Genomic DNA, 23,384 nt, shown 5'->3' on the forward strand with positions numbered 1-23,384 from the left:
GATCAATCCGATCACGGCCGCATGCCGGCCGCCGAACTAAACGGAGGATATTCGTGAGCAAGTACGTACTGCCCGAACTCAACTACGACTACGCAGCGCTGGAGCCGCATATCTCCGCCCGCATCATGGAGCTGCACCACAGCAAGCACCACGCTGCCTACGTTGCCGGCGCCAACACCGCGCTGGAGCAGCTTGCCGAGGCCCGTGAGAAGGGCGAGTTCGGCAACATCCCGAAGCTCTCCAAGGACCTGGCCTTCCACCTGGGCGGCCACACCAACCACTCCATCTTCTGGAACAACCTGTCGCCGGAAGGCGGCGACAAGCCCGAGGGCGAGCTGGCCGCGGCGCTGGACGACGCCTTCGGTTCCTTCGACGCGTTCCGCGGCCACTTCAATGCCGCGGCGCTGAGCCTGCAGGGATCCGGCTGGGCCGTGCTGGCCTACGAGCCGCTGGGCGGCAACATCATCATCGAGCAGCTCTACGATCAGCAGGGCAACGTCCCGGTCGGCACCATTCCGCTGCTGATGCTGGACATGTGGGAGCACGCGTTCTACCTGGACTACGTCAACGTCAAGGCCGACTACGTCAAGGCTTTCTGGAATATCGTGAACTGGGCAGACGTGGCACAACGCCTGGAAGCCGCCCGCAAGGGAGCTTCGTCCCTGGTGACCCTCGGAAAGTAGCGGGGAACGCTTCTCACGCGGTCCGAACTGCGTAAGATGAAGTCCGGGAGGCCCGTCACGGTGTTAGGCATCGGGACGGCTGCCTTCCGGACTTTTCCGTACCCTGAGAGGAAAGGGAGGCCAGCGGCACGTCAAGGACCAGCAAAGGGTCCCGAGGAAGGGCCGGCGCACAAATCCGGCTACCGCCTATCAAGGAGCTAGAACTGTGACAACTCGTGTTGGAATCAACGGTTTCGGACGTATCGGCCGCAATTTTTTCCGGGCTGCGCTGGCTCAGGGCGCCGATCTGGAAATCGCGGCAGTCAATGATCTGACAGACGCCAAGACCCTGGCCCATTTGCTCAAGTACGACAGCGTCATGGGACGTCTGTCCGAAAGCATTGAACTCAAAAATGGTGATCTGGTCGTGGCCGGACAAATAGTCAAGGTGCTGGGGGAGAAGGACCCCGCCCAACTGCCGTGGAAAGACCTCGGCGTGGACATCGTGATCGAGTCCACCGGGTTCTTCACAAAGGCCGAGGACGCCAAGAAACATATCGATGCCGGCGCCAAGAAGGTCATCGTTTCTGCCCCGGCCTCCGGCGCTGATTTCACCGTGGTGCTGGGCGTCAACGAGAAGGATTACGACGCCGGATCGCACCACATCATCTCCAATGCCTCCTGTACAACCAATTGCCTTGGTCCGCTCGCCATGGTCCTGCATGAGGCATTCGGCATCGAGCGTGGCCTGATGACCACCATCCACGCCTACACGGCGGACCAGAATCTCCAGGACGGCCCGCACCGCGATCTCCGCCGTGCCCGCGCCGCGGCAATTAACGTGGTTCCCACCTCCACCGGAGCCGCGAAGGCCATCGGACTGGTCCTGCCGGAGCTCAAGGGCAAACTGGACGGCTACGCAATCCGCGTTCCGGTACCTACCGGCTCGGCGACGGACCTGACCGCCACCGTGTCCAGGGAAGTCACTGCCGAGGAGGTTAATGCGGCTTACAAGGCGGCCGCGGGCCAGGAACGGTTGGCCGGTATCCTGACCTATTCGGAGGATCCGCTGGTGTCGTCCGATATCGTCACAGACCCGGCATCTTCGATCTTCGACTCCGGACTGACTAAGGTTATTGGTAATCAGGTCAAAGTAGTCGCTTGGTACGACAACGAATGGGGCTACTCCAACCGCCTGGTGGACTTGACCGAACTGGTCGCTTCCAAACTCAGCTGACTTCGCTAACCGCTAAGGGTAGGTATGACTGCACGCGCTCTTGATGAATTGCTCGCCGAAGGCGTCCGCGGACGCCACGTCCTGGTCCGCTCGGATCTGAACGTTCCGCTGGAAGGCGAAGGGGCTTCCCTCGCCGTCGCCGACGATGGACGGATCCGCGCATCGCTGCCCGTCCTGCAGAAGCTGGCCGAAGCAGGGGCGCGTGTCATCGTGATGGCCCACCTGGGCCGTCCCAAGGGTGAGCCGGAGGAGCGGTACTCGCTGCGCCCCGCCGTCGTACGTTTGAAAGAGCTTGCCCCGTTCACCGTCAAGTTTGCCGAAGATACCGTGGGCGAGAGCGCGAAGTCGCTGGCAGCGGACCTGCAGGACGGAGAGGTGCTGGTGCTGCAGAACCTCCGTTTCGATGCGCGGGAAACGAGCAAGGACGACGCGCAGCGGCAGGCGTTTGCCGCAGAGCTCGCTGCCCTGACCGACGGTAACGGCGCCTACGTGGATGATGCCTTCGGGGCGGTGCACCGCAAGCATGCAAGCGTCTTCGACATCGCCGCCAAACTGCCCGCCTTCCAGGGCGATCTGGTCCGTACCGAACTCGAGGTCCTCACGCGTCTGACAGACGCGCCGCAGCGGCCGTACGTCGTCGTCCTGGGCGGTTCCAAAGTCTCGGACAAGCTGGCCGTGATCGAGAACCTCCTGCGCCGGGCGGACAATATCCTGGTCGGCGGCGGCATGGTGTTCACCTTCCTCGCGGCACAGGGGTACAAGGTCGGCGCGAGCCTGCTGGAGGAAGACCAGCTGGACACCGTGCGCGGCTACCTGGCCAAGGCCAAGGAGACCGGCTGCAACTTCATCTTGCCGACGGATATCGTCGTGGCCGAGAAGTTCGCCGCCGACGCGGCACACGAAGTCGTCCGGGCCGACGAGATGGAGGCATCGCGGTTCGGCGCCAGCGGCATCGGCCTGGACATCGGCCCCGATTCGGCCGAGGCCTTCGCCCAGCAAATCCACTCAGCCAACACTGTGTTCTGGAACGGGCCGATGGGTGTCTTCGAATTCGACGCCTTCGCCCACGGCACCCGGACCGTGGCCAAGGCGCTGACCGGCAGCGACGGATTCACCGTTGTCGGCGGCGGAGACTCGGCGTCGGCAGTGCGGAGCCTGGGCTTCGACGACGACGCTTTCGGCCATATCTCCACCGGCGGCGGGGCCAGCCTGGAGTATCTCGAGGGCAAGGCGCTGCCCGGACTCACCGCACTGGACCGCTAGGCGCGCACCGCACCAACTACCTGCACCTGTGCAGCGTGGGAACCGCCTGCACGGCCCCACGCTGCACTGAATCGATATGACTGGAGACCCTTGTGACGACCTCGACCAACGGCAAGTTTGACCGCACACCGCTGATCGCCGGCAACTGGAAGATGAACATGGACCACGTCCAAGGCATCACCCTGCTGCAGAAACTGGCGTGGACGCTCAGCGACGCCCGGCACGACTACGGCCGGACGGAAGTGGCGGTCTTCCCTCCCTTCACCGATCTGCGCGGCACCCAGACGCTGGTCCGTGGCGATGATCTCAAGATCGGTTATGGCGGCCAGGACCTTTCCCAGTTCGACTCCGGTGCCTACACCGGGGACATTTCCGGACAGTTCCTCGCCAAGCTGGGCTGCAGCTACGTGCTGGTGGGCCACTCCGAGCGGCGCACCATCCATGGCGAGTCCGATGAGCTGCTCAACGCCAAGGTGAAGGCCGCCTACCGCCATTCGCTGGTGCCGGTGCTCTGCGTCGGTGAGGGCCTCGAGGTGCGTCAGGCCGGCAACCACGTAGCCCACACCCTGGAGCAGGTGCGCGCGGATGTGGCCGGGCTTGCCGCAGACGATGTGGCCCGGCTTGTCATTGCCTACGAACCCGTATGGGCGATCGGAACCGGGGAGGTTGCCGGGCCGCAGGACGCCCAGGAAATGTGCGCCGCGATCCGCGCCGAGATCGCCAAGTTGTACGACGACGCTACGGCCGCCCGTGTTCGGTTGCTGTACGGTGGCTCGGTCAAGGCTGCCAATGCCGCCTCGATCCTGAAGGAACGGGACGTCGACGGCCTGCTCGTGGGCGGCGCCAGCTTGGACGCCGCCGAATTTGCTAATATTGTCAGGTTCGAACACCACTTGGTGACGGACTAACTCGAAAGGCGACTGTGGACGCTCTTAAGATCACGTTGCAAATCCTGCTGGGCATCACCAGTCTGTTGCTAACCCTGCTGATTCTGCTGCATAAAGGCCGCGGCGGCGGCATGTCCGACATGTTTGGTGGCGGAATGACCACGTCCCTGGGTTCTTCTGGTGTCGCCGAGAAGAACCTCAACCGGTTCACCGTTATTCTCGGCCTTACTTGGGGCGCCGTCATTGTTGCCCTCGGGCTGATCATGCGTTTCGGCGCCGAGGCATAAGGAACTTTTCTCCCGTTTGTCTCCGGCCGGTCGTAGACTGGTTCCAGATCTACTCAATCGACCGGAGATGAACGTCATGCACCCCTCGCATGGGCTGCGGGCAGTCCGGGTCGGCTCAGTCACAGGCGCAGGGCTCGCCGGATGGCAGGCCAACTCCGGACGCTCGCTCAATCTCGTCCGTAAAGTACCCGTTCGTTACTGGTGTCCCCGGGGACACGAGACCGTCCCCGTTTTTGCCGACCTGACCGAAGCGGAGATTCCCCAATCCTGGGACTGTCCCAAATGCGGGCAGACAGCAGGGCGCGAACGCGGACTGTTGGTTCAACGCAACGGCGAAGAACCTTTTAAAAGCCATCTCGACTATGTCAAGGAACGCCGTACACCGGCGGAGGCGGCTGAGGCCTTGGATCGCGCGTTGATGGAACTGCGGCGGCACCGGACCGCACCGAGCTAGTCATGCTGGCCATAGCCCGGTCCGGTAATCGCCACAATCACCGCAACCGCGGCTAGAACGTCTCCCCGTCGGCCAGCAGCGAGTCCGGGAGCTGGCTCGCGGCGGCCTGGTCCAGCATCCACAAAGTCTCTTGGCGGCCCTTTGGCCCGGCCGCGGGAACCTGCACTGGGCCGGCTCCGGCAAGTGCCAGTCCAACGGCTCCGGCCTTATCGTCGCCGGCCACCACTAGCCAGATCTCCGAAGCGGAGTTAATGGCGGGCAGCGTCAGGGATACCCGCTCCGGCGGCGGTTTGGGAGAGTTCTCTACGCCGACAACCATGCGCTCTTCCTCGCGGATGCCCGCCATTTCGGGAAACAGTGATGCAATGTGGGCGTCGGGGCCGACGCCCAGCAACAGGACGTCGAACGTGGGGACTGCTGCCTGTGCGCTATCGCCGCCTTCCGACCGGGCGGCTTCGCGGAGCTCCTCAGCGTAGGCATCGGCTGCTTCGAAGGGTGTGGCATGCTCGTCGGCGGAGCCGAAGGGGTGGACCCGCGACTCGTCTATCTCGATCAGATCCAGCAGTGCCTGCCGTGCCTGCAGTTCGTTGCGGTCCGGGCTGTTCTTGGCCACAAAGCGTTCATCGCCCCACCAGAAGTTCACCCGGCTCCAGTCCACGTCCGTACGGGATGGTTCGGCCGCGACCGCCTTGAGGGTATTAATGCCCAGGCTACCGCCCGTGAGGACAACGGTGGCTTCACCGCGTTCGCGCTGGGCAATCGCCAGCCGGCCGACCAGCCTGCGCGCTGCGGCAGCGGCAAGGATTTCCTGATCAGGATGGACGTGGAGAACTGGTTCAGCGTTCACTGCGGCGTACACTCCTTAGATTCGTGCGGGGCAGACCTTCGGTAATGACCTCCCCGAAGACTTCGTCCGGGTCGAGTCTGCGCAGTTCCTCTGCCAGACACTCTTCCACGGATCGGCGGGGGAGGGTAATGCGCTGGACAGGCTGGCCCGGCTGGATCAGTTCCGCAACGCTAAGGCCCGGCCGGAGGATGCGGATGTCGCCCTTGGGCCGGCACAGCCGCACGCCCCGGATACCGGTGCCGGCGGGGTCTTCGATGATAGTCACCGGAGCATCCAAGGCCAGAGTCAGCCAGGCTGCCAGCAGCACCGTGCTGGGGGAGTCGGAGGCGCCTTCCACGGCAACGGATGTCACGGGGGAGTGATCCACCTGGTCGAGTACCGCTGCCAGCTGGATACGCCAGTTCGTCAGGCGCGTCCAGGCCAGGTCGGTATCGCCAGCTGCATAGGTGCGCCGCAGCGAGTCAAGCGCGGTCTTGGGATCCGGTTCGTTCGCCGAGTCCGTGATCCTGCGGTGCGCAATCCTGCCGATCGACGTGGCGGACGCAGTCTTGGGCATACCGTGCGGCCACCAGGCGACGATGGGGGCATCAGGCAGCAGCAAGGCCGACACCAGGGATTCGCTCTCTGTAGCCAGCTGGCCGTGCCCGTACAGAACGACGACCTCGGATGCACCAGCATCGCCGCCTACCCGGATTTGTGCGTCAAGCCTAGTCGCTTCGGCCGCTCCGGCATCGACCAGGACGATGATCCGGCAGGGGTGTTCCCGGCTGGCCACGTTGGCGGCCTGAATGGCGGTTTCCTCGTAGCCGGCAGTAGTCAGCACCACCAAGGTCAGAACGCGGCCGAGCGCGACAACGCCACCGCGTTCGCGCATGGCTACGATTTCCTTGGAGACCTTCGAGGAGGTCGTATCGAGCAGGTCTACAATCACGGCCTTCTCCAGGAGCGTCCGTCGCGGGCAAGGAGCTCATCGGCCGAGGCCGGGCCCCAGCTTCCGGGCGAGTAAGTCTCGGGCTTGGTTCCGCTGCGTGCCCAGTATTCCTCGAATGGATCGAGGATCTTCCAGGAGAGTTCCACTTCCTGGTGCCGGGGGAACAGCGGTGGTTCTCCCAGCAGCACGTCCAGAATCAGGCGTTCGTAGGCCTCGGGGCTGGATTCTGTAAAGGCATGTCCGTAGCCGAAGTCCATCGTGACGTCGCGGACTTCCATCTGTGTGCCGGGTACTTTGGAACCGAACCGGATGGTTGCACCTTCGTCCGGCTGGACCCGGATAACCACCGCATTCTGGCCGAAATCCTCGTCGTTGTGGTCCCGAAAGAGTAAGTTGGGCGCGCGTTTGAGCACGACGGCGATTTCCGTCACCCGCCGTCCGAGGCGCTTGCCCGCCCGGAGGTAGAACGGCACGCCAGCCCACCGACGGGTATGGATATCCAATCGCAGGGCCGCATACGTTTCGGTGGTGGAATCCGGGTTGAAGCCTTCCTCTTCCAGGTAGCCCTTGACCTTTTCGCCGCCCTGCCAGCCGCCGGCGTATTGTCCCCGAGCCGAGTGCGTGGAGAGGTCCTCTGGCAGCCTGACCGCGGCCAGGACCTTTTCCTTCTCGGTACGCAGGTCCTCGGCGTTGAAGGAGATCGGCTCTTCCATGGCGGTCAGGGCCAGCAACTGAAGCAGGTGGTTCTGGATAACGTCGCGGGCCGCGCCCACGCCGTCGTAATAACCTGCACGGCCGCCAATTCCGATGTCCTCGGCCATGGTGATCTGGACATGGTCCACGAAGTTGGCATTCCACAGCGGCTCGAACATCTGGTTGGCAAAGCGCAATGCCAGGATATTCTGGACCGTTTCCTTGCCCAGATAATGGTCAATGCGGAAGACCGAGTCCGGTGGGAAGACCGACTCGACAATGTTGTTCAGTTCACGCGCGGACTCGAGGTCGTGGCCGAACGGCTTTTCGATCACGACGCGGCGCCAGGTCCCCGGCTCCGCCTGCGCCAGCCCGTTGGCGGACAACTGCTGGCACACTTGCTCGAAGTCCTTCGGCGGGATGGACAGGTAAAAGGCATGGTTACCCTGGGTCCCGCGCTGCTCATCGAGTTCCTCCACGGTCTGCTTCAACTGGGCGAACGCTTCGGAATCGCCGAATTCGCCCTGCACGAAGCGGATACCCCCGGACAGCTGGGTCCACACGTCCTCGTTGAAGGGAGTGCGGGCGTACTGCTGCACGGAGGCCTTGACCTCCGCGACGAAGTCCTCGTCCGTCCATGCACGCCGGGCAAAACCGACCAGCGCAAAGCTGGGCGGCAGCAGCCCCCGGTTCGCAAGGTCATATACCGCGGGCATGAGCTTCTTCCGCGACAGGTCCCCGGTCACGCCAAAGAGCACCAGCGAGGAGGGACCCGCGATCCGGTTCAGGCGTCTGTCCCGCGGGTCCCGAAGAGGATTGACACGCCGCGCACTTTCAGTTCCTGGCATTAGGACTTTCCGTCGAAGAGGGAGGCCACGGCCTCCTGCAGCTGTTTCGTTCCTGCCGCGCGGTCCGTGAAATGGAGCCTGAGGACCGGCCGGCCATGGTCGGTAAGGACCTGTGCATCGCCTGCCGCCTGTGCGGAAATCAGTTCCCCGAAGGTAAACGGACGATCCGGAATCCGGACGTCTTCTTCGCTTGCCCCGGTGATCTGCAGGTACACGCCCACGGCCGGGCCACCCTTGTGGAATTGCCCGGTGGAATGCAGGAAACGAGGACCCCAGCCAAAGGTGACAGGGCGTTGGGTCAGCGATGCGAGACGCGGTCTCAGCTGTGCCAGTTCCGCCTGGCCAAACCGGTCCAGATACGCCTGCACGCTCAGGTAGCTGTCCGTGTCGAGGGTTCCCAGCAGCGCCTCGAGGGCTTCGGCCACCGTGCCGGCTCCCTTGAGCCAGCTGCCGTTGGCGCGGATTTCCACGGCCCTGTCCACAGCTGCCGGTTGCGGCATTTCCGGACGCTCGTCCAGCATCCCTCGGGCAGCCGTCTTGGCCGCTTCAACGTCCGGTTGATCGAAGGGGTTGATGCCGAGCAACAGCCCGGCGACCACGGTGGCGTATTCCCATAGCAGGAGCTGGCTGCCGAGGCTGCCTGCAACGGCTACTTCGTTGGCGCCCAACTCGATTTCCGCCTCGGTGTCCACCAGCCGGATGACCAGAACATCTGCCGCATCCATCGAGAGCTCCGGAGCTTCGGGTTCGACAACCACCGGCAGGATTCCGGTCCCTTGCTTGCCGGTCGATTCGGCTATCAGCTGCTCGGCCCAGTCGGCGAAGCCAACGATGCCCGAACCTTCATCCGTAATGACGATCTTGTTGCGGAGCGGATCGGTGCCGCCGAGGGCAGCACCCAAGGCCAACGCCATGTTTTCCGTCGCGTCCTCGGACAGAATTTCGGCTGCCTCTTCCGCGTCGGCGAGGAGTGCGTCGATATCCACACCGGCAAGACCGGACGGAACCAGGCCGAAGGCGGTGAGCGCAGAGTAGCGTCCGCCGACGTTCGGGTCCGCATTGAAGACGGCACGATACCCGGCTTCCCTGGACGCGGAGTCCATGGGGGAGCCGGGATCCGTCACCACGATGATCCGCTCGGCCGCATTGATGCCGGCCTGCTTGAACGCGTGTTCAAAAACACGCCGCTGCGAGTCCGTTTCCACCGTGGAACCGGACTTGGAGGACACCACGATCGCGGTTTCGCTCAAACGTTCGGCCAACGCGGCGGCGACCTGCTGGGGGTCGGTGCTGTCCAGGACGGTCAACTCGACGCCGGCCGTATTGCTGATGACCTCGGGCGCGAGCGAGGAACCGCCCATGCCTGCCAGCACAATACGTGTCACCCCCTCTGTGCGCAGCTCGTCACGCAGCTTTAGAATCCGGGGGACCAGCGGCCGGGAAACTTCCACGGCCTCGACCCAGCCCAGGCGGATGGATGCCTCCGATTCCGCGTCGGAACCCCAAAGCGTGTGGTCCTTGGCAGCTATCCGCGAGGCGACTTTATCCTCGGCCAGCCTGGCCACGTGCTGATCGACGGCTGCCAGCGCTGCCCCCGACGCCTGAAATGACAACGACCCCATCCGCCTAGTCCTGTCCCGCGTCGTCCAGGGCGGTGCGGACGGTTCCCAGCAGCTCGTTCCAGCTGACTACGAACTTGTCTAGGCCCTCTTCCTCCAGCTGCTCAACAACTTCCTTATAGGAGATGCCCTGGGCATCCACAGCATCGAGGACCTTATTGGCATCGGTGTAGGATCCAGTCACCGTGTCGCCGGTGACTTCGCCGTGGTCCACCATTGCTTCCAAGGTCTTCTCCGGCATGGTGTTGACCACGCCAGGCGCCACGAGATCCGTCACGTACATAGTGTCCGGGTACGAAGGGTCCTTGACACCAGTGGACGCCCAGAGGGGACGCTGCGGCTTGGCCCCCGCGTCTGCCAGGACCTGCCAGCGTTCGCTGCTGAACTGCTCTTCGTAGATCTGGTAGGCCAGCCGGGCATTGGCGATGCCGGCCTTGCCCTTGAGCGCCTTCGCCTCGTCCGTGCCGACCGCATTCAGACGCTTGTCGATCTCGGTGTCCACGCGGGACACGAAGAAGGAAGCAACCGAGTGGATATGCGAGAGCTTGTGCCCGTTTTCCTTTGCCTGCTCCAGCCCGAGCATGAACGCGTTGATGACTTCGCGGTAGCGCTCCAGAGAGAAGATCAGCGTGACGTTGACGCTGATGCCTTCCGCGAGCGTGGCGGTGATGGCTTCAAGACCTTCCACCGTAGCGGGAATCTTGATGTGCACATTGCTGCGGTTCACCTTGGCGTGGAGCTTCTTGGCCTCCGCAATAGTTCCTGCAGTATCGCGGGACAGACGCGGATCCACTTCGATGGACACACGACCGTCAACACCTCCGGTGGCCCGCGAGAGCCCGGAGAAAACGTCACAGGCCTCCGAGACGTCGTCCGTTGTGATGGCGAAAACCGCCGCGTCGACGTCCGTACCCTCGATTGCGAGTTCCTCTACCTGCGAAGCATAGGACTCACCGTCCTTAAGGGCGGCGGCGAAGATGGACGGATTGGTCGTCACGCCGACGACGTTCTTCTCGGCGATCAGAGACTTGAGCGAGCCCGAGGTGATCAGTTCGCGGGACAGGTCATCAAGCCAGATCGAAACTCCGGCGTCTGAGAGGGCCTGGGTGTTCTTGTTTGACATGGGAACTCCTTAAGAGGCAGTGGCTTGGGCGAGCGACTCACGGGCAGCGGCCACAACAGCCTCGGCCGTGATACCGAACTCGCGGAACAGCGTCTTGTAGTCGGCGGAAGCGCCGTAGTGTTCAAGGCTGACCGAACGGCCGGCGTCACCCACCAGGCGGTGCCAGCTCTGGGCGATACCCGCCTCAACGGAAACGCGTGCCTTGACCTCGGCCGGCAGCACGGACTCGCGATACGCCTGATCCTGCTTGTCGAACCATTCCACACAGGGAACGGAGACGACCCGGGTGGCAACGCCGTCGGCCTGCAGCGCCTCCCGCGCCTCAACCGCCAGCTGGACCTCGGAACCGGTGGCCAGCAGGATGACCTGCGGCTGCACGTCGGATCCTTCGGCCTGGGCTTCGGCCAAGACGTAGGCGCCCTTGGCAACATTATCGGCTGTGGCGAATCCGCCCTCGCCGCGGTCGAAGACCGGCAGATTCTGACGGGTCAGCACGATGCCTGCCGGGTGCTCATGGTTTTCCAGAATCGTCTTCCAGGCCTGCGCTACCTCGTTGGCGTCAGCAGGGCGGACGACGTCGAGACCCGGGATCGCGCGAAGGCTCGCCAACTGCTCAACCGGCTGGTGCGTGGGCCCATCCTCGCCCAGGCCGATGGAGTCGTGGGTCCAGACATAAATCGACGGCACGCCCATCAGCGCGCCAAGCCGGATGGCCGGACGCTGGTAGTCGCTGAAGATCAGGAAGGTTCCGGAGAAGGCACGCGTCTTGGAACTAAGCACGATCCCGTTGACGATGGCAGCTGCCGCGTGTTCGCGGATACCGAAGTGCAGGACGCGGCCGTATGGGTTGCCCGACCACATATCGGTCTGCTTGCCGGTCGGCACGAACGACGGGGAGCCCTCGATGGTGGTGTTGTTGGACTCGGCCAGATCGGCAGAGCCTCCCCACAGTTCTGGCAGCACCGGGCCGATGGCGTTCAGGACCTTCCCCGAGGCGGCCCGGGTGGAAACGTCCTTGCCCGCTTCGAACTCCGGGAGTGCTTCTTCCCAGCCCTGCGGGAGTTCGTACTGCTGGACACGGTCCAGCAGCGCGGCGGCGTCCGCGTTGGCCTGGCGCCAGTCCTGGTAGCTCTTCTCCCATTCGGCGCGGGCTTCCTTGCCGCGGGCAGCAACCTGCCGCGCGTGGTCCAGCACCTCGGAGGCAATCTCGAAGCGCTGCTCCGGGTCGAAGCCGAGGATTTCCTTCACCGCGGCAACTTCCTCCGCGCCGAGGGCCGAGCCGTGGATCTTGCCGGTGTTCTGCTTCTTCGGCGCCGGCCAGCCGATGATGGTCCGCAGCGAAATGATGGAAGGCTTGGTGGTTTCGGCCTTCGCGGTCTTGAGGGCGTTGTACAGCTCCTCGATGTCCTCTTTGTAATCGCCCGTCTTGGTCCAGTCCACACGCTGGGTGTGCCAGCCATAGGCCTCGTAGCGCTTGAGTACGTCTTCCGTGAACGAAATGTCGGTGTCGTCCTCGATGGAAATGTGGTTCTCGTCGTAGATCACCACGAGGTTGCCCAGTTCCTGGTGCCCTGCCAGCGACGATGCTTCCGACGTCACACCTTCCTGCAGGTCGCCATCGGAGGCGATGACCCAGATGGTGTGGTCGAACGGGCTCTCGCCGGCGGCAGCATCGGCGTCGTAAAGACCGCGGGTGCGGCGCTGCGCGTAGGCGAAGCCCACCGCGGACGCGAGGCCCTGGCCCAGCGGGCCGGTGGTGATTTCCACGCCGGCAGTATGGCCGTACTCGGGGTGCCCCGGAGTCAGCGAGTCCCACGTCCGGAGCCGGCGCAGGTCCTCGATTTCCAGGCCGTAGCCGGAGAGGAAAAGCTGGATGTAGAGCGTCAGCGAGGTGTGCCCGGGGGAGAGGATGAAGCGGTCGCGGCCAACCCAGGCCGGATCGGCAGGATCATGGCGCATCATCTTCTGGAAGATCAGATATGCGGCCGGGGCCAGACTCATTGCGGTACCGGGGTGGCCGTTGCCGACCTTTTCCACGGCGTCTGCCGCAAGTACGCGTACGGTATCTACCGCACGCTGGTCCAGGTCTGTCCAGGACAGTTCTTCCGTATGTGGCACCGTTGCGGGCCCCTCTCTAATCGTTCGGCCAGCAGGAACCCGGATGAAGGTCCCATGCAGTTCCAGTCATGAGACTGCTACGTGACCATCGCACCGGACAACGTGCGCTTCACCGGGGTTTACCCGGTATGGCGCCCGCCACAGCCCGCATGGCCATCAAGTCCCACCTTAGCGTCTCAGCGGGCCGCGTACAGAGGATGTGCAAGGGTGGGATGAGTAACAGTCGGACACACAGCATGGCCCGCGAGCATCCGGTTCAGCGGCCGTTCTGGATGCCGGGAGATTTCTACAAGCGATAGAGCGTATAATGAAGATGCACTTTGGCCCTTGCCTGCCCTGATGGGCGGCGCCCGGTGCCGTGGCCGCGCTGGCTACGCTGATACCCAGATCATCTCCAGCAGAACTGAGTGGTTTTTTCCTTGAAGATCCAGAGCGCTCCGGAACAGGTAGCTGACGCACCCGTAAAGACCGGTTTCGGACGCAAGGCCAAGGCCTATATTTCGCTCACCAAGCCTCGCGTCATGGAGCTGCTGCTGGTGACGACGCTGCCGACGATGATCTTCGCGCAGGGCGGCTTCCCGGATGTCTGGCTGATGGCGGCCACAATGATCGGCGGAGCCCTGGCAGCCGGATCGGCCGGTTCGTTCAACTGCTATATCGACCGGGACATGGACAAGCTCATGCACCGGACCGAGAACCGGCCACTGGTGACCGGCGAACTGACTCCGCGCGAGGCGCTGGTATTCTCCTGGATTCTTGGCATCGTGGCAGTGGTGCTGCTGTGGTTCGGGGCCAATCCGCTGGCAGGCATGCTCGGTGTCGGCGCCATCTTCTTTTACGTAGTTATCTACACGCTGATCCTCAAGCGCCGCACCGCGCAGAACATAGTCTGGGGCGGCGCGGCAGGCTGCTTCCCGGTACTGATTGCCTGGGCCGCCGTGACCAATACCCTTGCCTGGCCCGCCGTGATCCTGTTTATGGTGATCTTCCTCTGGACCCCGCCGCACTACTGGCCGCTGTCGATGAAGTACAGCGATGACTACAACGCGGCCAACGTCCCGATGCTCGGCGCCATTGCCAGCGCACGCCAGGTATCAGTCCAGGTGGTTCTCTACGCCTGGGCCACGCTGGCCTGTTCGCTGCTGCTGGCTCCGGTGGGCGGTGCCGGTTGGGTGTACACCATCGCGGCGCTGCTCGGCGGCGGCTGGTTTGTCTACGAATCCCACCGGCTTTACAGCCTGGCTAAGCGCGGAACCGAGACGGTGGAGACAACCAACAAGTCCGCCATGCGGGTCTTCCACGGCTCCATCAGCTACCTGACGGTACTGTTCCTGGCCCTCGCCGTGGATCCCTTTGTGGGCGGCCCGGTCTTCGCCGCCTTCTAACCTCGCTGGATTGGGCCGACGGTGTTCTAGGATGGCCCAATGACAGTCTTCCGCGGCCTCGTTGCGTATCCCGTCACTCCGTTCTTGCCGGACGGAGCGATCAACTTCGACGAACTCGAACGCCACCTGGCGGACCTGGCCGGTTCCGGGGTGGATTCCATAGCCATCCTGGGCAGCTCCGGCAGCTTCGCCTACCTGGACCGTGAAGAGCGGCGGCAGGTCCTGGAGACCGGCGTCAAAGCCGTTAAGGCAGCCAATCCCGACCTTGCCGTGATTGGCGGGGTCAGTGCCGTGGGAACGCGTGAGCTGCTGCTGAATATTGAGGATGCGCAAGCCGCCGGCGTGGACGGGCTCCTGGTTTCTACGGTGTCCTACGTGCCGCTCAATGAGGATGAGGTGCACACCCAATCCCTAGCCGCGGCAGCATCCACCACCTTGCCCATCTGTCTCTACAGCAACCCCGGGACAACGCAATTCTCGTTCAGTCTGGAACTCATCGGCGAGCTGGCCCGGGTGCGCAATATCGTCGCAGTGAAGGAATCCGCCGCCGATGCCGAGACGTTCCTGCACCGGGATGAACAATTGCGGAAGATGGTCCCGGAGGGCTTCAGCCACGGGATGAGCGGCGATGTCCTCATCGGCGAAGCCGGTGCAGCTGCCGATGCCTGGCACAGCGGGCCTGCCTCGGTGCTGCCGTACCATTACCGGCTGCTGCGCGACGCGGCAGTCAACGCGGATTCGGACAAACTGGCCGAGGCGCGGCAAGTCCTGGCGCCGCTGCTGAACTACTTCAACAGTCTGCGGAAACTGAGCAATCTGTACGCTCTGGCCCGCGCCGCGGGGGTAGACGCCGGCGATCCGCGGCGGCCCTTGCTTCCGCTGCCCGGCAGCAGCCAGCGTGAGCTGGCCCGGTTGCTGGACGCCCTCCCGGACCCCGCCTCCGTCTAGCTGCGGTGAACCTGCTTCTGCCCGCCTGAATGCGCGCCTTCGGAGAGCGGCTGCCGGGTGACGCCCACGTAGACGGCATGGGTACAGGCGGCCGCAAGCAGCGCGGCGCCAAGCATGTGCAAGCCGACCAGTAGAATGGGCAGTCCCGTGAAGTGCTGGACGTAGCCAATGGCACCCTGCAGCAGAATAACGACGGCGAAAAGCACCATCGGCCGGCGCAGCTCGGCCAGCTGCGCGTGCCGGTGCACCATGACCAGAAGTACGACGGCGGTGGCAACCAGCAGGTAGACAGGCGCCACATGTATGCGGGTCATCAGGTCAGGATCCAGGTCGTTCCGCGGAGCCTCCGCGTCGCCTGCATGCGGGCCGGAGCCGGTCACGATGACGCCCAGCACGATCGCTACCAGGGTCAGGACACCGCTGGCCCAGAGCAGTTGGCGTACGGTCGCCGTCGAACGCTGTTGCTGGACCGTACCCGCCTGGTCATTGTCCAGCCACGCCCGGTGGACCAGGACTGTGGCTGCAGCAACCATCGTAATAGACACGATGAAGTGGCACCCGACCACCCAGGGATTGAGCTGCGTCCAGACCGTGATGCCGCCGATGATGGCCTGGGCAGGGATACCGGCCAGCAGGGCGACGGAAAGGTAAAACAGGTCTTTGCGACGCTGCGCCATCTTCCACACGGACACCAGCATGGCGAACGCGATGGCCGCCAGCAGGAAAGTCAGCAGCCGGTTGCCGAATTCGATGGCGCCATTGATTCCCATCTCGGGCGTGGCAACCAGGGATTCCGCCGTGCATTTGGGCCAGGTGGGACAGCCCAGACCGGAGGAGGTCAACCGCACCGCGCCTCCGGTCACGATGATGAGGATCTCGGAGGCGAGCGAGGCAACGGCCAGACCGCGGACGGTCTTGTTGGGGGAGCCCGGCAGTCGGCGCGTCAGTTGCTCAATAGTCACTTAGGTCAGCTCCATTTAAACCAGCGGATAGCGGCAAGGCCGGCGAGCACCGTCCAGGCCAGCAGGACGATCGATGCCGTGAGGTTGAACTCGGCGTCCATCAGGGCGCTGCGCAGCGCATCTCCCAAGGCACTCGAGGGCAGCAGTTGGGCCGCTGGCTCGTAAACATCGGGCCAGCTTGCCGCGGGAAACAGGAGTCCGCCGGCAGCGGCCAGCAGGACCCAAAGCAGGTTTGTGATCGCCAACGTTGCCTCCGGCCGTGCGGTGCCGGCGATCAGGAGTCCCAGCGACGTGAAAGCTCCGGCACCCAGGATCAGCTGCACGGCCGCGGGCAGGATCCCGCCCGGTTCCGGGCTCCAGCCAAGCAGCAGGGCGGCCACGCCGATGACGACCACCTGGATGGCGAGCACCGACAGGACCGCGATGACCTTGCCCAGGATCAGCCCGCTTTGCCCCAGCGGAGTGGTGGAGAGAAACCGCAGCACCCCGTACCGCCGGTCGAAACCGGTGGCGATGCCTTGGCCTGTCAGCCCGGTCGATACCGCGCACAGGGCCAGCACACCCGGAGCGGCCATGTCGATCCGGCTATCGGTGAACTCGTCCAGCAACGGCGTGATCGTCAGGCCGACCAGGGCCATGAGCGGCAGGATGACGGCGATCAGCAACTGTTCGCCGTTGCGCAGCATGGTCATGGTTTCGTAACGGCCCTGCAGAAGGACCCGGCGGGCAAGGGAGGCAGGAGCTTTCACCGCAGCCCCTTCCCGGAGATGTCCAGAAACACGTCCTCAAGTGAGCGCGGCGCCATGTGGATGGCAGTAGGCATGATGTCCTGTTCTTCCCAGAACTTTGCCAGTGCGGCAAGATCGGCCGGGATCAGATTGCCCGCTACGGTGTACCGGCCGGGCACGGTCTCGTGGACGGACAGGCCCGCCAGGCCGGCGAGATCCAGTCCGGGGCGGGAGTCGAAGGTCAACAGCCGCTCGACGCCGCTGCTTTCGTCAGTGGCCTTCGTCAGTTCGGCGACGGTGCCGTGCGCAACTGTTTTGCCGGCGTCGATAATAAAAACGTAGTCCGCCAGCCGCTGGGCATCGTCCATCAGGTGGGTAGTGAGGATAATGCCCAGGCCCTCTGTCCGCAGTTCCTGGATGAGGTCGAAGACAACCGCGCGGGACTGCGGATCGAGTCCGGCGCTGGGCTCGTCGAGGAAGAGAACCTCGGGGTCTCCGACCAGTGCCGCGGCGAGGGCAACGCGCTGTTTCTGGCCACCGGAAAGCCGCCGCACGGGAGTGTTCCCGAAGTTGTCGATCCCCAGGCGCTTGATCAGCGCATCCACGTCGCGGGGGCTGCGGTACATGCCGGCGACGTGCCTGAGCAACGGGATGGGCCGGATGGCCTGGGGCAAGCCGCCTTCCTGGAGCATGACCCCCACGCGGCTGCGGAGCCCTGCGCCGGCTTCGTACGGGTCCTGGCCGAGCAGGCGCACGGTTCCGCCGTTGGGCCGGGTCAGGCCCTGGGCGCATTCAAGGGTGGTGGTCTTGCCGGCCCCGTTGGCGCCGAGCAGGGCGGTTACCTGGCCGGGAAAGGCGCGCAGGTGCACGCCGTCGATAACCCTGACCATCTTGCCGTCCAGAGCTGCTACCGGCCCAAGATCTTTAACGAGCCCCTGGATATCGAGGCACGGTTCGGTGTTAGGCACCAGATCATTCTACGTGATGTAGAGGTGGCCGCTGGGCGGCACTGCCAACCAATCCGAACAGCGGCCGGGAGGCTAAGGCCAGCCTTACTGGAGGGCGGGAACATATTAAGTCATGATTGTGTTGTGTATTCCATGAACAACTCTGCTGTTCCGCGCGCCCAGGCCGCGGACTCCGAGGAGCGTACCCGGGACCGGGTGCTGAGCGCAGTCCTGGAACACGGTCCCGTCAGTGCCGCTGAGCTCGGCGATCGCCTCGGCTTCACGCCGGCTGCGGTCCGCCGCCACCTCGATGCCCTGTCCCGTGGCGGCCTCATCGAGGTCAAGATGGTGGCCAATTCCGCCACCGGCGCCGGCCGTCCTGCCCGCAAGTACGTCCTCAGCCGACAGGGCCAGTCGAAGCTGGGCAATGACTATCTTGACATAGCACGCGGAGCGCTCAGTACGCTGGGCAGCATCGCCGGCCCAGACGCCGTAGCGGAGTTTGCGCGCCAGCGTTACGAAGACATGGAACGGCGGTACCGTCCCGTTGTCGAAGCCGCCGGGGAGTCCGTAGAGGCGCGGGCCAAAGCACTGGCCAAGGCTCTGAACGAGGACGGCTTTGTCGGTTCCACCACGGTGGTGGGCGCCAAGGCCGCACACAGCACCATGCTGGCAGTCCAGCTGTGCCAGGGGCACTGCCCCGTACAGCAACTGGCTGCCGATTTCCCTGTCTTTTGCGACAGTGAAACCGAAGTTTTCTCCCGCCTGCTGGGGGTAGACGTCAGGCGTCTGTCCACGCTGGCCAGCGGGGGACATGTTTGTACGACCCATATACCAGTGGGCCGAACAAAGTCTGCGGTCCGGGAGTCCGGACCGACAGCAGGCACCAGAAGAGTATCCATCAATCTGCAAGAGAGGCCGTGATGACGGACCAAGTGGATCAGCGAGTCCAGGATGCCGTCGGTAGCACCGACGTGCCGGACACCACCATTTCCGAAATTCTTGAGAAGAACCCCGAGCTGCACGGCATCGGCAACTATGAATATGGCTGGGCAGATAAGAACGACGCCGGCGCCAACGCACGCCGCGGACTGAATGAAGAAGTTGTCCGCGACATTTCGGCCAAGAAGAGCGAGCCGCAGTGGATGCTCGATCTGCGGCTGAAGGGCCTGAAGTACTTCGACCGCAAGCCCATGCCGACCTGGGGTGCGGACCTCTCCGGCATCGACTTCGACAACATCAAGTACTTTGTCCGGTCCACCGAAAAGCAGGCCCAGACCTGGGAAGACCTTCCCGAGGACATCCGCAACACGTACGAAAAACTCGGCATTCCCGAGGCCGAGCGTGAGCGCCTTGTCTCCGGCGTCGCCGCCCAGTACGAGTCCGAGGTTGTCTACCACCAGCTCCGAGAGGACCTCGAAGCCCAGGGCGTCATCTTCCTGGACACGGACACCGCCCTGAAGGAACACCCGGAGATTTTCGAAGAGTACTTCGGCTCCGTCATCCCGGTCGGCGACAACAAGTTCGCGTCGCTGAACACCGCCGTTTGGTCCGGCGGATCCTTCGTCTACGTCCCCAAAGGCGTCCACGTTGAAATCCCGCTGCAGGCTTACTTCCGTATCAACACGGAAAACATGGGTCAGTTTGAACGCACGCTGATCATTGCCGACGAGGACTCCTACGTCCACTACATCGAAGGCTGCACCGCCCCGATCTACACGTCGGACTCGCTGCACTCCGCCGTCGTCGAAATCATCGTGAAGAAGGGCGCACGCGTCCGCTACACGACCATCCAGAACTGGTCCAACAACGTGTACAACCTGGTCACCAAGCGTGCCATTGCACATGAGGGCGCCACAATGGAATGGATCGACGGCAACATCGGCTCCAAGGTCACCATGAAGTACCCGGCCGTGTACATGGTCGGCGAACATGCCAAGGGCGAGACGCTGTCCATCGCCTTCGCCGGTGAGGGCCAGCACCAGGACACCGGTTCCAAAATGGTCCACCTCGCGCCGAACACCTCCAGCGCGATCGTGGCCAAGTCCGTGGCCCGCGGCGGCGGCCGTTCGGCTTACCGCGGCCTGGTCCAGGTGCGCGAAGGTGCCAAGAACTCGAAGAACAGTGTCGTCTGCGATGCGCTGCTGGTGGACACCATCTCACGCTCGGACACCTACCCGTACATCGACGTCCGCGAGGACGACGTGACCATGGGCCATGAGGCTACCGTTTCCCGCGTCAGCGAAGAGCAGCTGTTCTACCTGATGTCGCGAGGCCTGGCCGAAGACGAAGCCATGGCGATGATCGTGCGCGGCTTTATCGAGCCGATCGCCCGCGAACTGCCGATGGAATACGCGCTTGAGCTGAACCGCTTGATCGAACTGCAAATGGAAGGATCCGTAGGTTAATGACTGAGATCACTGAAAAAGCAAGGATCGGTGCTCCGGCCATTGACGGCTTCACCGAAGAGGGCGAAAACCTCTCGCCGGCGAACCCGGACAACTCCCCGCTGGCAGGCGCCAGCGCCAAGAGCCACAGCCACGGCGGCGGCGTAGGCGTTCCGGACAGCTCACGCGCCGGCCGGCTGACTTCGTACAAGGTCGAGGATTTCCCTGTCCTGACCGGACGCGAAGAAGACTGGCGCTTCACCCCGCTCAAGCGGCTGCGCGGACTACACACCCAGGCGCTGACCGGCGCTGCGCCTTCTGTTGCCGTCACCGGTCCCGAAGGCGCCGAGCGCCCGGCCGGCATCACGGTGGAAACCGTAGGCCGCGACGACTCCCGCATCGGCAGTGCAGGCATCCCGGAGGACCGCGTATCCGCGGCCGCCTGGGAAGCCTTCAGCGAAGCCACCGTGGTAACCATCCCTGCCGAGTCCAGCATCGAGCCCGCTGTGGGCATCTCGGTGACCGGCAGCAGCAAGGACCCGTCCGCGCAGCACATCGTGATCGTCGCGGAGAAGTTCTCCAAGGCTGTTGTCGTGCTGGACCACAAGGGCAGTGCCACCGTCTCCCAGAATGTCGAAATCGACGTGCAGGACGGCGCGGACCTGACCGTGGTTTCCGTCCAGGAATGGGACGACGACGCCGTCCATGCCTCCTCCCAGCAGGCCAAGGTGGGCCGTGACGCGAAGTTCAAGCACGTCGTGGTCAGCCTCGGCGGCGACCTGGTCCGCGTGACGCCGTCCGCACGGCTGAAGCAGACCGGTTCCGAGGTCGAGATGTTCGGCCTGTACTTCGCCGACGCCGGCCAGCACCTGGAGCAGCGCCTGTTCGTCGACCACGCAGTGCCGAACTGCAAATCGCGCGTGCTGTACAAGGGTGCCCTGCAGGGCGAGAACGCGCACACCGTGTGGGTTGGCGACGTTCTGATCCGCAAGGAAGCCGAAGGAACCGATAGCTACGAGGCCAACCGAAACCTGATCCTCAGCGACGGCGCCCGGGCGGACTCGGTACCGAACCTCGAGATCGAGACGGGCCTGATCGAGGGCGCCGGCCATGCCAGCACCACCGGCCGTTTCGACGACGAGCACCTGTTCTACCTGATGGCCCGTGGCATCGACGAAAAGACCGCGCGCCGCTTGGTGGTACGTGGCTTCCTGAACGAGATCATCCAGCAGATCAAGGTTCCGGCACTCGAAGAGCGCCTCACCGAGGCTGTTGAGCGGGAACTGGCGGCAGGGAACTTCTGATGTCCGAAGCTCCACGCGGCAAGCTGGTGTGCAGGGCCTCCGACATTCAGGTCAAGGCGGCCCTGCGCATCCTGGTCGACGACTATCCTGTCGCCATCGTCCGGGACTCCGAGGGCGGCCTCCATGCGCTGGGGGACACGTGCTCGCACGAGGACTACTCCCTGTCGGAGGGCGATGTCGAAGACGGCGCCATCGAATGCTGGGGCCACGGCTCACAGTTCGACCTGCGCAGCGGCGAACCGCTGAGCCTGCCGGCCTTCGAGCCGGTGCCGGTCTTCGCGCTGGAGCTGGATGGCGACGATGTCTACGTCGACGTCACCACGGTCACTAACGGAGCTCCCGCTCCGGATTTGCACTAAAAAACTTTACGAACTTCACACAGCAGCCGGGCAGAACGGCTGCAGAGGAGAAAGCAGACAGATGTCTACTCTGGAAATCAAGGACCTGCACGTCAGCATTGAGACTGAGCAGGGCGAAAAGGAAATCCTCAAGGGAGTGTCCCTGACGATCAAGACCGGCGAGATCCACGCCATCATGGGCCCCAACGGTTCGGGCAAGTCCACGCTGGCCTCCACCATCGCCGGCCACCCGCGCTACATCGTGGACTCCGGTTCCATCACTTTGGACGGCGAAAACGTGCTGGAGATGAGCGTGGACGAGCGCGCACGCGCCGGTCTCTTCCTGGCCATGCAGTACCCGGTCGAGGTGCCCGGCGTGACCATGACCAACTTCCTGCGCACGGCCAAGACTGCCTTGGACGGCGAAGCTCCGAAGCTGCGTACCTGGACCAAGGACGTCAAGGAAGCCATGAGCCAGTTGCGCATCGATGCGGACTTCGCCCAGCGTAACGTCAACGAAGGCTTCTCCGGTGGCGAGAAGAAGCGCGTGGAGATCCTGCAGCTCGAACTCTTCAAGCCGAAGTTCGCCGTCATGGACGAGACCGACTCGGGCCTGGACGTCGACGCGCTGAAGGTTGTCTCCGAAGGCCACAACCGTGTGCACGAAACCGGAGAGATGGGCACCCTGCTCATCACCCACTACACGCGCATCCTGCGCTACATCAAGCCTGACTTCGTCCACGTGTTCGTTGACGGACGCATCGCCGAGGAAGGCGGCCCCGAGCTGGCCGACCGCCTGGAAGAAGAAGGCTACGACCGTTTCCTGCCGACTGCAGCAAAGGCCTAATCATGACCGAAGCCAACATTTCGCAGACGTCTCTCGAGGATGTTGAAGAGGCCCTGAAAGACGTCATTGACCCGGAACTCGGCGTCAATATCGTGGATCTGGGCCTGCTCTACGGACTGAAGTACGCCGAGGACGGCGCCCTGCTGATCGATATGACACTGACCACGGCTGCCTGCCCGCTGACAGATGTCATCGAAGAGCAGACCGCCCAGGCGCTGGACGGTGTTGTCGATGAGTGGCGCTTGAACTGGGTATGGATGCCGCCGTGGGGTCCCGAAAAGATTACCGACGACGGCCGCGACCAGATGCGCGCGCTCGGCTTCAACATCTAACCAGCGTCATCGCTGATGGGCGGACTTCCCTGCAGGAGTGCGCCCCGACATGGCCGGGGACCGGAAACGGTACCCGGCCTTGGTCGTTTAATCCCCCCGTTGGCGAAGCTTGGCGGATTCTAGGGGTCGATGCAACACCCGTGGTCAGCTGGCTATCAGTAAATCACGAAGTTGCTCTGCGGGAGTGTTCCAGCCGAGGGTTTTGCGTGGTCGGGCGTTGAGTTGCTGGGCGACGCG

At 63.8% G+C, this 23,384-nt stretch carries 23 protein-coding genes; 14 read left to right on the forward strand and 9 right to left on the reverse strand.

Annotation, left to right across the window (positions count from 1 at the left end; all coding sequences use genetic code 11):
• Window positions 1-53 precede the first annotated feature (53 nt).
• The 6 genes from HGO92_RS11380 (at window position 54) to HGO92_RS11405 (ending at window position 4,790) form a co-directional block, all read left to right on the forward strand.
• A complete protein-coding gene (locus HGO92_RS11380) occupies window positions 54-683 on the forward strand; it encodes a Fe-Mn family superoxide dismutase (RefSeq protein ID WP_169994810.1) in 630 nt (209 codons plus the stop codon).
• Between the two features lie 205 nt (window positions 684-888).
• Window positions 889-1,899, forward strand: coding sequence for a type I glyceraldehyde-3-phosphate dehydrogenase (gap, locus tag HGO92_RS11385; protein WP_169994812.1), 1,011 nt, complete (start codon window positions 889-891; stop codon window positions 1,897-1,899).
• A 24-nt stretch (window positions 1,900-1,923) separates the two neighbouring features.
• The gene (locus tag HGO92_RS11390; protein WP_169994814.1) at window positions 1,924-3,162 is read left to right on the forward strand and encodes a phosphoglycerate kinase; all 1,239 of its coding nucleotides are present in this window, start codon (window positions 1,924-1,926) and stop codon (window positions 3,160-3,162) included.
• A gap of 92 nt (window positions 3,163-3,254) precedes the next feature.
• Window positions 3,255-4,070 (forward strand): triose-phosphate isomerase, encoded by an 816-nt coding sequence (gene tpiA, locus HGO92_RS11395; RefSeq protein WP_169994816.1) that lies wholly within the window; start codon window positions 3,255-3,257, stop codon window positions 4,068-4,070.
• Window positions 4,071-4,084: 14 nt separating this feature from the next.
• Window positions 4,085-4,336: a preprotein translocase subunit SecG gene (gene secG, locus HGO92_RS11400; protein WP_074702459.1), complete on the forward strand. Its 252-nt coding sequence runs from the start codon at window positions 4,085-4,087 to the stop codon at window positions 4,334-4,336.
• Between the two features lie 67 nt (window positions 4,337-4,403).
• Window positions 4,404-4,790: an RNA polymerase-binding protein RbpA gene (locus HGO92_RS11405; protein ID WP_169994818.1), complete on the forward strand. Its 387-nt coding sequence runs from the start codon at window positions 4,404-4,406 to the stop codon at window positions 4,788-4,790.
• Window positions 4,791-4,842: 52 nt separating this feature from the next.
• Here HGO92_RS11405 and pgl read toward each other — a convergent pair whose 3' ends face one another.
• From pgl to tkt, 6 genes are read right to left on the reverse strand one after another with little or no spacing between them, the layout of a single operon-like run.
• Entirely contained in the window at window positions 4,843-5,637 is a 795-nt protein-coding gene (pgl, locus tag HGO92_RS11410) for a 6-phosphogluconolactonase (RefSeq protein WP_169994820.1), read from the reverse strand.
• Entirely contained in the window at window positions 5,627-6,568 is a 942-nt protein-coding gene (locus tag HGO92_RS11415; RefSeq protein ID WP_169994822.1) for a glucose-6-phosphate dehydrogenase assembly protein OpcA, read from the reverse strand. Before HGO92_RS11415 ends, pgl begins: the two co-directional genes overlap by 11 nt.
• The gene (gene zwf, locus HGO92_RS11420) at window positions 6,565-8,109 is read right to left on the reverse strand and encodes a glucose-6-phosphate dehydrogenase (RefSeq protein ID WP_169994824.1); all 1,545 of its coding nucleotides are present in this window, start codon (window positions 8,107-8,109) and stop codon (window positions 6,565-6,567) included. The genes HGO92_RS11415 and zwf overlap by 4 nt, the downstream gene beginning before the upstream one ends.
• Window positions 8,109-9,731: a phosphoglucose isomerase-related protein gene (locus tag HGO92_RS11425; RefSeq protein ID WP_169994826.1), complete on the reverse strand. Its 1,623-nt coding sequence runs from the start codon at window positions 9,729-9,731 to the stop codon at window positions 8,109-8,111. The genes zwf and HGO92_RS11425 overlap by 1 nt, the downstream gene beginning before the upstream one ends.
• A gap of 4 nt (window positions 9,732-9,735) precedes the next feature.
• Complete coding sequence (gene tal / locus HGO92_RS11430; protein ID WP_169994828.1) at window positions 9,736-10,851, reverse strand: transaldolase; 1,116 nt, start codon at window positions 10,849-10,851, stop codon at window positions 9,736-9,738.
• A 9-nt stretch (window positions 10,852-10,860) separates the two neighbouring features.
• Window positions 10,861-12,969: a transketolase gene (gene tkt / locus HGO92_RS11435; protein ID WP_169994830.1), complete on the reverse strand. Its 2,109-nt coding sequence runs from the start codon at window positions 12,967-12,969 to the stop codon at window positions 10,861-10,863.
• A gap of 419 nt (window positions 12,970-13,388) precedes the next feature.
• On the opposite strand from tkt, the gene HGO92_RS11440 reads away from it, so the two are divergent.
• Both HGO92_RS11440 and HGO92_RS11445 read left to right on the forward strand, forming a co-directional pair.
• Window positions 13,389-14,354 (forward strand): heme o synthase, encoded by a 966-nt coding sequence (locus HGO92_RS11440; RefSeq protein ID WP_169994832.1) that lies wholly within the window; start codon window positions 13,389-13,391, stop codon window positions 14,352-14,354.
• Window positions 14,355-14,393: 39 nt separating this feature from the next.
• Window positions 14,394-15,302: a dihydrodipicolinate synthase family protein gene (locus HGO92_RS11445; RefSeq protein WP_169994834.1), complete on the forward strand. Its 909-nt coding sequence runs from the start codon at window positions 14,394-14,396 to the stop codon at window positions 15,300-15,302.
• Here HGO92_RS11445 and HGO92_RS11450 read toward each other — a convergent pair.
• From HGO92_RS11450 to HGO92_RS11460, 3 genes are read right to left on the reverse strand one after another with little or no spacing between them, the layout of a single operon-like run.
• On the reverse strand, window positions 15,299-16,264 hold the full coding sequence (locus tag HGO92_RS11450; RefSeq protein ID WP_346768926.1) for a COX15/CtaA family protein: 966 nt from the start codon (window positions 16,262-16,264) through the stop codon (window positions 15,299-15,301). The two genes, HGO92_RS11445 and HGO92_RS11450, sit on opposite strands and share 4 nt — an antisense overlap.
• A gap of 5 nt (window positions 16,265-16,269) precedes the next feature.
• Complete coding sequence (locus HGO92_RS11455) at window positions 16,270-17,013, reverse strand: ABC transporter permease (RefSeq protein WP_346768927.1); 744 nt, start codon at window positions 17,011-17,013, stop codon at window positions 16,270-16,272.
• The gene (locus tag HGO92_RS11460; RefSeq protein WP_346768928.1) at window positions 17,010-17,960 is read right to left on the reverse strand and encodes an ABC transporter ATP-binding protein; all 951 of its coding nucleotides are present in this window, start codon (window positions 17,958-17,960) and stop codon (window positions 17,010-17,012) included. Before HGO92_RS11460 ends, HGO92_RS11455 begins: the two co-directional genes overlap by 4 nt.
• A gap of 132 nt (window positions 17,961-18,092) precedes the next feature.
• Between HGO92_RS11460 and HGO92_RS11465 the strand changes: the two genes are divergently transcribed.
• The 6 genes from HGO92_RS11465 to HGO92_RS11490 all read left to right on the forward strand — a co-directional run bounded on the left by HGO92_RS11465 (window position 18,093) and on the right by HGO92_RS11490 (window position 23,147).
• Window positions 18,093-18,863, forward strand: a complete 771-nt coding sequence (locus HGO92_RS11465) for a helix-turn-helix transcriptional regulator (RefSeq protein ID WP_169994836.1) — start codon at window positions 18,093-18,095, stop codon at window positions 18,861-18,863.
• Complete coding sequence (gene sufB, locus HGO92_RS11470; protein ID WP_169994900.1) at window positions 18,863-20,347, forward strand: Fe-S cluster assembly protein SufB; 1,485 nt, start codon at window positions 18,863-18,865, stop codon at window positions 20,345-20,347. The genes HGO92_RS11465 and sufB overlap by 1 nt, the downstream gene beginning before the upstream one ends.
• Complete coding sequence (gene sufD, locus HGO92_RS11475; protein WP_169994838.1) at window positions 20,347-21,630, forward strand: Fe-S cluster assembly protein SufD; 1,284 nt, start codon at window positions 20,347-20,349, stop codon at window positions 21,628-21,630. The genes sufB and sufD overlap by 1 nt, the downstream gene beginning before the upstream one ends.
• Window positions 21,630-21,989, forward strand: coding sequence for a non-heme iron oxygenase ferredoxin subunit (locus HGO92_RS11480; protein ID WP_169994840.1), 360 nt, complete (start codon window positions 21,630-21,632; stop codon window positions 21,987-21,989). Before sufD ends, HGO92_RS11480 begins: the two co-directional genes overlap by 1 nt.
• A gap of 61 nt (window positions 21,990-22,050) precedes the next feature.
• Window positions 22,051-22,815: a Fe-S cluster assembly ATPase SufC gene (gene sufC / locus HGO92_RS11485; RefSeq protein ID WP_169994842.1), complete on the forward strand. Its 765-nt coding sequence runs from the start codon at window positions 22,051-22,053 to the stop codon at window positions 22,813-22,815.
• 2 nt (window positions 22,816-22,817) lie between these two features.
• The gene (locus tag HGO92_RS11490; protein WP_169994844.1) at window positions 22,818-23,147 is read left to right on the forward strand and encodes a metal-sulfur cluster assembly factor; all 330 of its coding nucleotides are present in this window, start codon (window positions 22,818-22,820) and stop codon (window positions 23,145-23,147) included.
• Window positions 23,148-23,384 lie beyond the last annotated feature (237 nt).

It is taken from the genome of Crystallibacter degradans (genome assembly GCF_012952295.1).
Classification (GTDB): Bacteria; Actinomycetota; Actinomycetes; order Actinomycetales; family Micrococcaceae; genus Crystallibacter; species Crystallibacter degradans.